An 11,400-nucleotide genomic window follows, 5' to 3' on the forward strand; every position below is an offset into this window, starting at 1 on the left:
CGGTTCGAGTGTAGCAAGTGGAGTATACTTCTACAAAATCGAAGCGGGCGAGTTCCAGAGCACCAAAAAGATGGTACTGCTCCGATAGTACTATTCTGAAGGTGTGATGCCTTGAGGGGCCGGATTTATCCGGCCCCTTTTTTTGTCTGTCCACAGGGAATCCGGGCTTATCTTTTTTGCCGTGCATGTAGTTCGCGAGATACATGCCCCCTCACTGCGTCGATCTACCGTAGCAAAAACGCTACTATAGGGGGCCTGTACCGTAGCGATTCTGCTACTATATCCGATTGATGCTGCCCTTACCGATTGACCTGACACACCTTTTTTGCTAGTTTACCAGTACATTTTTCTGATTTTTTCCTTCCTCTCCACTAGGAGGAATTTCTTTGAACAATATGATGAATAAAATAGTAAAAAGCGTGTTTCTGGTTGTATTTGCTTTCATTTTCCTCATCCAGGCATCGCCATTTTTCTCGGCAGGCTGTATGGCGGCCGAGAACGACGATCTGAGGTTTGCCCAGAGGCTGCAGAGGGACGGGATGTTCATTGCCGCCGCGGAAGAATATCTCAGGTTCTCGGAAAAATATCCAGACAGCGCCCTTTGTCCACTGGCCCTGTTCAACGCGGGGGAATCGTGGATGAGGGCAAACAGGGCAGACAATGCTCTTGATGCACTGTCGATGATGCTTGCCTCTTACCCTGGTGATGAGAACAGTTGCAGAGCCAGATTCTATCGCGGCGACATAATGAGGGTGATGAAGAAGTACAGGGAAGCTGCGGACGAACTGATGCTTATAGAGGAAGCATTCCCCGAATGTCCATTAAAGGAACAGGCCCTCCTGCTGGCCGGGGAATGCAGGATATCCGCAGGCGACAATCATGGCGCTGCCTCGGTCCTTCGCAGGCTGGTGGATTCGGGGAGCGACGAGGCTTTAAAACCACGGGCGATGTTCGGACTCGCGATGGCGCTCGCAAATATCAGCAGGGATCTCGAAGCAGACCGGGTCCTGGAAGACCTGGCCTCTTCGTACGGAGATTCGCCGGTTTCTGCCCTCGCTTTTCTCAGACTGGGTGAACGGGCCGTGGACAGGGGAGAGACAGGGAAGGCGGAGGAATATTTCAGGAAAGTATTATCCTCGTACAAAGAAGACAACCTCAGGGAAAAGGCGCTGGCCAGATTAATAGATGTCAGGGAGATCTCAGGAGATGACAGCTCTGTGCTGGAAGAGTCTGTGAGATTCTTAAAGGATTTTCTCGATTCAGAACAGAGGCCCGGGATCTACAGGAAGGCCGTAGATTCGGCGTGGCGCCTCAAGAGACACGACAGGGCTCTGACGCTGATGAGTGACTGGGCCGCCGAGGGCAGCATGGCCGACAGCACAGGCGAACTCACATTGCTCAAGGGCAGGATACTGGCCGATCGTGGACGCATGGGAGAGGCCCTGGATGTGCTGAAGGAATTCAGGTATGGATGGCCCCGTTCCCCTCAGATGGTGGAGGGACTTCTGCTCGAAGCGGGCCTTCTCCGGGAAGCGGGACAGCCGCAGGCTGCCGCCGGCAGGTTGCACCTGGCGCTTATTGAAGAAGGTGACCCGACCATCAGGACAGGGATAGTGTCAATGCTTGCCGATGTATCAGCCAGGGGCCTTTCCGATACGCTTTCAGCGATCCGCTATTGGGAGATGGCAGCGAAGCTCGACGATACAGGCACCGTAGCGGCTGCGGCTCTATGGAATGCAGGAAGTGCCAGGGAAGCGGCGGGAGATGCAAAGGGAGCAAGATCACGATTTATGGAACTGGCCAGGCGTTTTCCCGAGAGTGAGTTTGCGGGCAGAGCCGGAACCCGGCTCAAGAAAATGGATCTGATGAGCAACCCCGATGATTCAGCAATAACCGAAATAGCAGCTTACGCGCTGGCTGATTATCCACAGGAGGTCAAGGCTGTACAGATGGGGATCCTTCTTCTTGAAAAGGCGGACAGGCCCGAAGAGGCAGTGGGCTTCCTGAACAGGGGCCTCAAGGATGATCTGTCCGATGTGCTTGCAGCGAAGGCGAGGTTTTATCTGGGGATGGCCCATTACCGTCTCTTTGAGCTGTCGTCGGTGGACGGCAGCCCGGATAATGGAGAAAAGAAAAAGGCATTGTCGGAGTGGCTCGAGGTGGCGAGGAATCATTCAGGGGCTGAGTATGGCGGCCGGGCGCACAGGGAATATCTTTGTTACAAACTGGAAGAGTGGAAGCTGGCGGACAGGTTAAAAAAGATCGATGAATTCCTGGGATATTACGGTGATTCTGAGCACAAGTGGTGGGCACGGGGTGCAAAGGGTGGGTACCTGTACGAAGCGGCATCGGGTGGAAATGCCTGGGCCGTGGACAGCGCACTGACGGTCCTTGAGATGACCGACTCGGAAGAATCGCCGACCGATATCAGGAAGGAAGCGGTCCTTCGCATGGGATATCTCTACCGGTTGAAGGGTGACAGTGAAAAGGCTGCCGGGTATTTCAGGCGCTTCATTGCCGCATACGGTGAGGATGAACGCTCCGCCCCGGTAAGCTATGATCTGGGCGAGGCTCTGATCTCCATTAAGGATTATCGCGGGGCTCTGTCTGCTTATCGGGAATGCATGAAAAAACGGCCTTCACGTTCGACAGCCGCAAAATGTGCCCTGAGGATAGGAGACATGAAATACTATCTGCGCGATTTCAGCGGGGCAGCGATCGAGTACCGGAATTTCAGCGCCGTTTTTCCAGAGAGCAATCTTGTGGATGAGACGGCTTACAGGGAGGCTCTCGCTCTCGAAAGACTTGGTGAGTTCGGCCATTGTGATTCTATCCTGACTACTCTGGAAAAGAGCGAAGATCTGCCGGAAGGGCTCAGAATCAGGCTTCTCTCCAGGCTGGCGATCCGCCTGAAAACGACCGGCAGGGCAGCAGAGGCGAAAGTCTTCCTGGAAGAGCTGGTAAAGCTCGAAAGAAGGCATGAGCACCTCGTCCTCTACGGAGAAGTGCTGCTTGAGACCGGTGATCTCAGTCAGGCAGAAAGAGTCTTCTCCGACGCGATAAGATTCGATGGAGTGGATTCCTGTAGAGTGACTGGTGGACGGGCAAAGGCGAGATTCATGAGAGGTGAGGCCGGGAAAGCAAGTGAAGATCTTCAGATGCTTCTCGAACGGAAGCCGGACTGCGCATTGATAGCCGGGATACTTCTCGAAAAGGGACGTTACGAAGCTGGGAAGAGCAGCTATGATGAGGCGGAAATCACATTTTCAATATTGAGAGAAAGATTTGCCGGAACGGGAGAAGCGTCAGAAGCCCTTTATGACATGGCGGTCTGCGACATGAAGCGGGGCGGATATGATCGTGCGATCGAGAGACTGAACACCATGTTGAGAGAGGTTCCCTATTCAAGTATCGCCGATCAGGCATATTTCAAGCTCGCCTCAGCATATTACGGGGCCGGCACACTCAACCTGGCAGCAGTCAATTACGGGCTGGCGGCCGAGGCATCCAAAGATGACGAGACTGTATTTCTGGCGCTGAAGAACATGGCGATGATATATCAGGAACTGGAAGACTGGGAAAGGGCAGCGGAAGGCTGGTACAGAGTCTGCGAGCGATTCCCCGGCAGGGATGACATCGTAGAGCTGTTCTTCAACCTGGGCTTCAGTTACGGGCAGTCGGGAAGTTTCGAGATGGCTCGGGAGGTATACTCCAGGATTCCGGGGATAGCCCGGACCGAGGAACAGCAGGGCAGGGCCCATTACTGGGCCGGCATCAGCCTGAAGAACCTCGGGAGGTTTGCCGAGGCGGTCAGGGAATTTCTCCGTGTCCCATATCTCAGGACGGGAGGGATGTGGGGAGTGACGGCGAAACTCGAAGCAGCGATCTGCTATGAACGAAATGGTCAGACCGAACAGGCCATTCAGATATACGAAAGAATAATATCGAGCCATGGCCAGAATTCCGATTGGGGATCTCTCGCGAAAAAAGCCCTCGACAGGATCAACGGAGTCGAAGCCAATGATGCGGGCGCCGGAGAATCGGGCACTGGCCAGGAGGACAGCGAAGGCTCTTCCGGGAACGGGGACATGTAGATGGCCCGTGAAAATCTTGTCGTAAAGGGAGCACGCGAACACAACCTGAAAAACATCACCGTCACTATTCCAAGGGGTTCTTTCGTAGTAGTCACAGGGTTGAGTGGTTCGGGCAAATCCTCTCTGGCTTTCGATACGATCTACGCTGAGGGCCAGAGAAGATATGTCGAATCCCTCTCCAGCTATGCCAGACAATTCCTCGAACAGATGGAAAAACCGGATGTCGATTCGATAGAGGGACTTTCCCCGTCGATATCAATCGATCAGAGGACCACAGCCCGCAATCCGCGTTCGACAGTCGGTACGATCACCGAGATATACGATTACCTCCGCGTGCTTTTCGCCCGTCTGGGCCTCCCTCATTGCCCGGGGTGCGGCAGAAGGATATCCAGGCAGACTGTGGCAGAGGTAGTTGACAGATTGACCGCGCTTGAAGAGGGAACAGGACTGATGATAATGGCGCCTGTAGTCAGGGGAAGAAAGGGCGAGCACAAAGCCCTTCTGTCCAGACTCGGGACGAGTGGATTTACGAGGGTCCGGATCGATGGAGAGACTTATTCCCTGGACGACCTGCCAGATTTTGACAAGAAAAAGAAACATGATATAGAGGTGATCGTCGACAGGCTCAAGGTTCGCAGCGGGGTCGAGAGGAGAATCGCTGATTCCGCCGAGACCGCGGCAAAAGCTGGAGATGGCGTTATCATGGTCATGCAGGGAAAGGAAGAGGTCCTGTACAGTCTGGAGTATTCCTGTCCGTGGTGTGGTGGGGGGCTCGGAGAGGTATCGCCGAGGATGTTTTCCTTTAACTCTCCCTATGGCGCATGTGAAGAATGTCATGGACTCGGCACGACGATCGATTTTGCAATGGAGCTGGTCGTTCCCGATGGTTCGCTGAGCCTGCAGGATGGTGCTGTCGCTTCAGTTGGGGCTCTGAAAGATAACTGGTTCCGTTGCAGGATAGAGGCGCTAGCCGAGCTTCATGGATTCTCCCTCAGCAGGCCGTTCGACAGACTTCCCGCGACCATAAGGAAGCTCATCCTTGAGGGTTCTGAAGACGAGATCGTGGTCAAATACGATTTCGAAAAGGGACGGGGCGAGTATGTCACGAACTGGGAAGGGATCATTCCCAACCTCAGGAGAAGATATCACCAGACAAGGTCTGATGCTGTTAGAAAATGGATCGAGACTTATATGACCAGGGACAGGTGTGCCGAATGCGACGGGTCGAGATTGAAGAAGGAAAGCCTGTCTGTAACGGTCTCGGACCTGAGGATATCTGATGTGACATCGATGACGATAGAATCGGTGGCGGAATTCTTCGACGGGCTCGATCTGCAGGGAAATGACGCGCTGATCGGTGGCCCCCTGATAACAGAGATAAGTTCCAGGCTCGATTTCCTGAAGAACGTGGGGCTCGATTATCTCACTCTCGACAGGTCCTCCTCGACCCTTGCGGGTGGCGAGGCGCAGAGGATCCGGCTTGCAACTCAGATAGGTTCAAAGCTGGTCGGGGTCCTTTATATACTCGACGAGCCATCGATCGGACTTCACCAGCGGGATAACGACAAGTTGATCGGTACTTTAAAGGAGCTCCGTGATGTCGGCAACACGGTTATCGTGATAGAGCATGACAGGGAGACCATACTCGCGGCGGATTACGTCATAGACCTCGGTCCTGGGGCTGGAGAGCACGGCGGGTATGTCGTTGCGACAGGCACACCGAAAGAGGTCGGAGATGTAAAGGAAAGCCCGACGGGCCGATACTTGAAGAATATGGAATATTTCGAGCCGGACAGGCAGGAGAGGAAAGGGAACGGAGGGAAGATCGTCCTCAGGGGAGCCAGGGCTAACAATCTAAAAAATATCGACGTGACCTTTCCACTGGGAAAGATGGTGTGCGTGACGGGAGTCTCGGGTTCCGGCAAGAGCACGATGGTCAACGACATACTGTACCGGGCCCTTCATAGAAAATTCTACAGGAGCAACAGGCTTCCGGGCGAGCACGACGGAGTCGAAGGTGTGGAAAACATAGATAAGGTGATCAATATAACCCAGTCTCCGATCGGCAGGACACCCCGTTCGAATCCAGCAACGTACACAGGGATATTCGGTCCGGTAAGGGACCTCTTTTCCAGATTGCCGGAATCCAGGGTGCGCGGATACAAGCCGGGAAGATTCTCTTTCAATGTCAAGGGTGGCAGATGTGAGGCGTGCCGGGGGGACGGGATGATAAAAGTGGAGATGCATTTTCTGCCGGACGTCTATGTCCACTGCCAGGAATGCAAGGCCAGGAGATATAACAGGGAGACGCTCGAGATAACCTTCAGGAACAAAAATATCTCAGAGGTGTTGGAGATGACGGTCCACGAGGCCTCGGAATTTTTCGAAAATATTCCCTCCGTGCGCCGAAAACTGAAAGTCTTGCAGGATGTGGGGCTGGGATATATCAGGCTGGGGCAGCCTGCGACGACATTGTCGGGGGGAGAGGCCCAGAGAGTGAAGCTCTCCACGGAACTTTCAAAGAAGGGAACGGGAAGGACTCTCTACATCCTCGATGAACCAAGTACGGGTCTACACTTCGAGGATGTCAAACTTCTGATGAAAGTACTCGGAAGGCTTGTGGATAAAGGCAACACGGTTCTCGTTATCGAACACAATCCTGATATCATCCGGCACGCGGATCATATCATCGACCTGGGGCCTGAAGGTGGGGGACATGGGGGAGAAATAGTATACGCCGGCCCGCCCGCCGGGATAGTGAACTGCAAGGAATCATGGACGGGGAAGATGCTCCGGGACCAGATGAAGCCGAAAAAGAGAAGAAAATGAATTGCGGGCCCGATGTCTACTTGACGCTGGCCCCCTATTAGTGATTATTTATAATTCGTGTCCGATATATAGTTTGTAAAAAGGAGTGGTTGATGGCCCGGAAGACACCGATTTATGATTCACATGTGGAACTGGGTGGCAGGATCGTCGATTTTGCGGGATTCATGATGCCAGTTTCGTTTGAAGGTATTGTGGCCGAACATGAAAGAGTCAGGAATAAAGTCGGGTTCTTCGATGTCAGTCACATGGGAGAGATAGAGATAACAGGTGGGGAGGCGGTCCAGTTCGCCGATCGCGCAGTCAGTAATAATGTGGGTAAACTGCATCCAGGCCAGATCTGCTATTCGGTGTGCTGCAATGATCAGGGAAAGATCCTCGACGATCTGCTCGTCTACAAGTTTTCAGACGAGAGAGTACTTTTTGTAGTAAATGCGGTAAACGCTGATAAGATCTACGACCACCTGACCGGGATCCGTGAGGGCGACGCGGAGGTGACCAATCTCAGTGAGACGACAGGGCAGATCGCCATACAAGGTCCCGCGTCGAGAGAATTGATCCTGAACAGCGATTTCTGCGGTCCAGTACGCGACAGGTTGAAGGAACTGGACTATTACAGATTTATTACATTCGAATTCCAGGGAGAGGAAGTCATCCTCTCGAGGACCGGTTATACGGGTGAACTGGGATACGAGATATATCTACCTGCAGGCTTGACACTGGATGTATGGAGAAGATTGCTGGAGGACGGAGCGGATCTGGGTGCGGCCCCGATAGGGCTCGGTGCACGGGACACACTGAGGTTCGAACCATGCTATTGTCTCTATGGACACGAATTGAGTGAAGAGACATCACCACTGGAGGCGGGCCTTTCCTGGGTCACCAAGCTTAAAAAGGGCGACTTTATCGGTCGCGACGCACTTGTAAGGGAAAAAGAGGAAAAGCCGGCCCGCAAGCTCATAGGACTGGAACTGAAAGAACGAGGTATTCCGAGACAGGGATGCGGCGTGTTGCATGAGGGAGAGGAAGTCGGGACTATAACCTCCGGCACTTTCTCGCCGACTCTCGGCAAGCCGCTGGCTATGGCCCTTGTTAAGAGGTCGGTACCGAAAGATGCGACAGGGCTGGCGATAGATATCAGAGGCCGGGCAGTACCGGCCGAGAAAGTGAAAATGCCGTTTTACGAAAGTCATGTCAACGATTGACGGACCGCCTGAAAGGATGGTGCAAGATGGTTCCCGAAGAATCAAAATTTACCAAGGATCATGAATGGGTATTCGTGGAAGACGAGATCGCCACTATCGGGATCAGTGACTACGCGACGGGTGAACTCGGAGATATCGTATATGTCGAGCTTCCTGAAGTGGACACGGAGGTTCAGCAGCTTGATCCCATCGGAACTATAGAAGCCGTAAAGACTGTTGCAGAACTTTTCTCGCCGGTCAGTGGTACGATAGTGGAGATCAATGACGCGATCATGGAAAATCCCGAGACTGTCAACTCCAGTCCTTTCGGGGACGGCTGGTTCATCAAGATCAAGATGGATGATCCGGGCGAGTTGGACGCGTTGTTCAGTTATAGCGAGTACCAGGAATTCCTGGGAGAACAGACAGAATAGAGACATGACCTGAGGATCATTAAAGAGGAAGAGCAGATGAGTTATATTCAGAACACCGACCGGGACAGGAAAGAGATGCTCGATGCTATCGGCGTCTCGTCCTTTGATGAACTGCTTGCTCCAGTCCCCCCGGAGTTGAGAGTGGACGGCTGCCTGGATCTGCCATCCGGGATGAGCGAGGCAGAGATCTCGTCGCATTTCACGGCCATGGCTGCCAGAAACAATCCGGCATCCGCGGAGGCGACTTTCCTGGGCGGGGGCATCTATGACAGGTTCATTCCTGCTACGGTAAGATACGTACTTTCCAGAAGCGAATTCTACACATCATACACTCCCTACCAGGCGGAAGTGAGCCAGGGAACCCTGCAGGCGATATACGAGTATCAGACAATGATCGCGAGGCTCACCGCCATGGACGCTGCGAACGCGTCGATGTACGACGGAGCCACCTCGCTGGCCGAGGCGATGCTGATGGCCTGTACGATAAAGAGGGCGGACAGGATACTTGTCCCGGGCGCCATGTCGGGCAGGGTGAGGGGTGTGCTGGAAAGTTACGCGTCCGGACATTCCATCTCGATCGAGAATATACCATGGGATTCTGAAGGAATGCTCGACCTTGAAAAGATGAATGAGATGCTGGCAGAGAAGACAGCTGCCGTCATACTCGCGCAGCCGAACTATTTCGGTATGATAGAGGACGCGGAGAAGATCACGGCAATGGTTCACGACAAAGGCGCTCTTTTGATAGCGCTGGTCGATCCCGTATCACTCGCGCTGATCACTCCTCCAGGTGACTACGATGCCGATATAGTAGTTGGCGAAGCTCAGTCGCTCGGAATCGCGCAGAACTTCGGGGGCCCTCTTCTCGGATTTATGGCGACGAAAAAAAAGTATATCAGGAAATGTCCCGGACGCCTTATCAGTGCCACAAAGGACATCGAGGGTAAACGCGGCTATGTGATGACTCTTCAGACGAGGGAGCAGCACATCCGTCGTGAAAAGGCCACATCGAACATCTGCACGAACGAAGGGCTCTGCGCCCTCGCCGCTGCGGTCTACCTTTCGACTCTTGGAGAAGAAGGATTCCGTGGAGTCGCAGAGCAGAGCGCGGCCGGCAGCCACACCCTTTATAATATGCTCAGGGAGATCGACGGCGTCGAACTTCCGTTCGGGGAGAATTTTTTCCAGGAATTCGTGGTGAGGGTTCCGGGGCGTCTCAAGGAATTCATGAAGGCGGCCAGGGACCAGGGTATCCTGGCGGGTATTGATCTTTCGGAGAATTATCCGGGGCTGGGTGGCGACTCTATCCTTGTAGCAGTCACCGAGAGACGCACCAGAGCCGAGTTGGAGAAATACTGCTCGGTCGTGGCAGGGAAGGGGGGTAAGTGATGAGCAGGACAATATTCGAAAAGGGAATCGGTGGAAAGAGCGGGGACTACTTGCCGACAGGTGATTTCAGTCTCGATACGATCGAAGGGATCAGGACCAGAAAGGGTCCGGTCGGGCTGCCCGAAATTGGTGAGCAGGATATCATAAGGCATTACGTCGAGCTTGCCTCAAAGAACTATCATATAGACAAGGGGATGTATCCACTAGGCAGCTGCACGATGAAATACAACCCCGTAGTCAACGAGGAGATAGCGGGCCTCGGTGGATTCGCTGGATTGCATCCGGAGCAGGACGATGACGATGTCCAGGGTGCCCTCGAGTTGATGTACAGTCTCGAGTCAGCACTCTGCGAGATCTGTGGAATGAGCGCGTTCAGCCTTCAACCGGTCGCCGGAGCTCACGGGGAGATGACCGGGATGATGGTCGCGAAAGATTATTTCAGGAGCAGGGGAGAAGAACGCAAGACAGTGATCGTGCCGGATTCCGCGCACGGGACCAATCCGGCCAGCGTCGTTATCTGTGGGTTCGAGCCGAAGACGATGGCGTCAGACGAACACGGACTCATAGACCCTGAGGTCCTCGCGGCTCAGATCGGTGACGATACAGCTGTCCTGATGTTGACCCTGCCGAACACGCTTGGCCTTTTTGAGAAAGAGATAGCCCGGATAGCGGAGATAGTCCATGAAGCCGGAGCTCTCATTTATATGGACGGGGCGAACATGAACGCCCTTCTCGGTATTGTACGGCCGGGGGCGATCGGTATCGACATCATGCACCTGAACCTTCACAAGACGTTCGGGACACCTCATGGTGGCGGTGGCCCGGGTTCCGGACCGGTAGGGGTAAGGGAACATCTGGCCGATTTTCTTCCCGTTCCAAGAGTCGTTGTCGAGGACGGAAAATACAGCCGGGTATACGAGTCGAAGAATTCGCTCGGACGAGTCCACCCGTGGCATGGCAATTTCAATGTCTGTGTAAAGGCCTACGCCTATATCTGTGCCTGTGGCAGTGAAGGCCTGCGGGCCGTTTCAGAGAATGCCATAGTCAACGCGAACTACCTGATGAAAAAGGTCGGGCAGTGGTACGACATCAAGTATCCCGGTCCATGCATGCACGAGTTTGTCGCTTCGGGCCGGAATCTCAAACAGTATGATGTGAGGACGACAGATATAGCCAAGAGGCTTCTCGATTATGGGCTGCATGCCCCAACGGTATATTTTCCGTTGATCGTCGAGGAGGCGTTGATGATAGAGCCGGTGGAGACCGAAAAGAAAGAGACTCTCGATAATTTCGCCAACGTGATGGAAAAGATCGCGATCGAGGCGAAAGAGGATCCCGAGCTCCTTCATGAGGCTCCTCTAACGACACCGGTCAGGCGTCTGGATGAAGCTTCCGCCGCGAGGAGCCCCGAACTCTGCTGGCCCGGACTGGACGGTTCGGACGGCGAAGGGGATTGAGACCAGGCAGCCATGA

Annotated in this window: 7 protein-coding genes; 6 read left to right on the top strand and 1 reads right to left on the bottom strand. The window is 53.9% G+C overall.

Annotated elements, in window-relative coordinates:
• A partial coding sequence (locus tag KOO63_12455) for a hypothetical protein (GenBank protein MBU8922621.1) occupies positions 1-205 on the bottom strand: 205 nt, incomplete at its 3' end.
• Between the two features lie 181 nt (positions 206-386).
• On the opposite strand from KOO63_12455, the gene KOO63_12460 reads away from it, so the two are divergent.
• The 6 genes from KOO63_12460 to gcvPB all read left to right on the top strand — a co-directional run bounded on the left by KOO63_12460 (position 387) and on the right by gcvPB (position 11,384).
• The gene (locus KOO63_12460) at positions 387-4,094 is read left to right on the top strand and encodes a tetratricopeptide repeat protein (GenBank protein MBU8922622.1); all 3,708 of its coding nucleotides are present in this window, start codon (positions 387-389) and stop codon (positions 4,092-4,094) included.
• Complete coding sequence (gene uvrA, locus KOO63_12465) at positions 4,095-6,923, top strand: excinuclease ABC subunit UvrA (GenBank protein ID MBU8922623.1); 2,829 nt, start codon at positions 4,095-4,097, stop codon at positions 6,921-6,923.
• 92 nt (positions 6,924-7,015) lie between these two features.
• Positions 7,016-8,125: a glycine cleavage system aminomethyltransferase GcvT gene (gcvT, locus tag KOO63_12470; protein MBU8922624.1), complete on the top strand. Its 1,110-nt coding sequence runs from the start codon at positions 7,016-7,018 to the stop codon at positions 8,123-8,125.
• A 26-nt stretch (positions 8,126-8,151) separates the two neighbouring features.
• Complete coding sequence (gene gcvH, locus KOO63_12475) at positions 8,152-8,538, top strand: glycine cleavage system protein GcvH (GenBank protein ID MBU8922625.1); 387 nt, start codon at positions 8,152-8,154, stop codon at positions 8,536-8,538.
• A gap of 36 nt (positions 8,539-8,574) precedes the next feature.
• Positions 8,575-9,927 (top strand): aminomethyl-transferring glycine dehydrogenase subunit GcvPA, encoded by a 1,353-nt coding sequence (gcvPA, locus tag KOO63_12480; GenBank protein ID MBU8922626.1) that lies wholly within the window; start codon positions 8,575-8,577, stop codon positions 9,925-9,927.
• Positions 9,927-11,384, top strand: a complete 1,458-nt coding sequence (gene gcvPB / locus KOO63_12485; protein MBU8922627.1) for an aminomethyl-transferring glycine dehydrogenase subunit GcvPB — start codon at positions 9,927-9,929, stop codon at positions 11,382-11,384. The genes gcvPA and gcvPB overlap by 1 nt, the downstream gene beginning before the upstream one ends.
• Positions 11,385-11,400: the final 16 nt, after the last annotated feature.

The organism is Candidatus Latescibacterota bacterium (assembly GCA_019038625.1).
In the GTDB taxonomy this organism is placed as follows: domain Bacteria; phylum Krumholzibacteriota; class Krumholzibacteriia; order Krumholzibacteriales; family Krumholzibacteriaceae; genus JAGLYV01.

Excerpts from the sequence above, each read along its gene's own strand:
- uvrA (MBU8922623.1), top strand. The coding sequence starts at position 4,095 with ATGGCCCGTGAAAATCTTGTCGTAAAGGGAGCACGCGAACACAACCTG.
- gcvT (MBU8922624.1), top strand. The coding sequence starts at position 7,016 with ATGGCCCGGAAGACACCGATTTATGATTCACATGTGGAACTGGGTGGC.
- gcvH (MBU8922625.1), top strand. The coding sequence starts at position 8,152 with ATGGTTCCCGAAGAATCAAAATTTACCAAGGATCATGAATGGGTATTC.
- gcvPA (MBU8922626.1), top strand. The coding sequence starts at position 8,575 with ATGAGTTATATTCAGAACACCGACCGGGACAGGAAAGAGATGCTCGAT.
- gcvPB (MBU8922627.1), top strand. The coding sequence starts at position 9,927 with ATGAGCAGGACAATATTCGAAAAGGGAATCGGTGGAAAGAGCGGGGAC.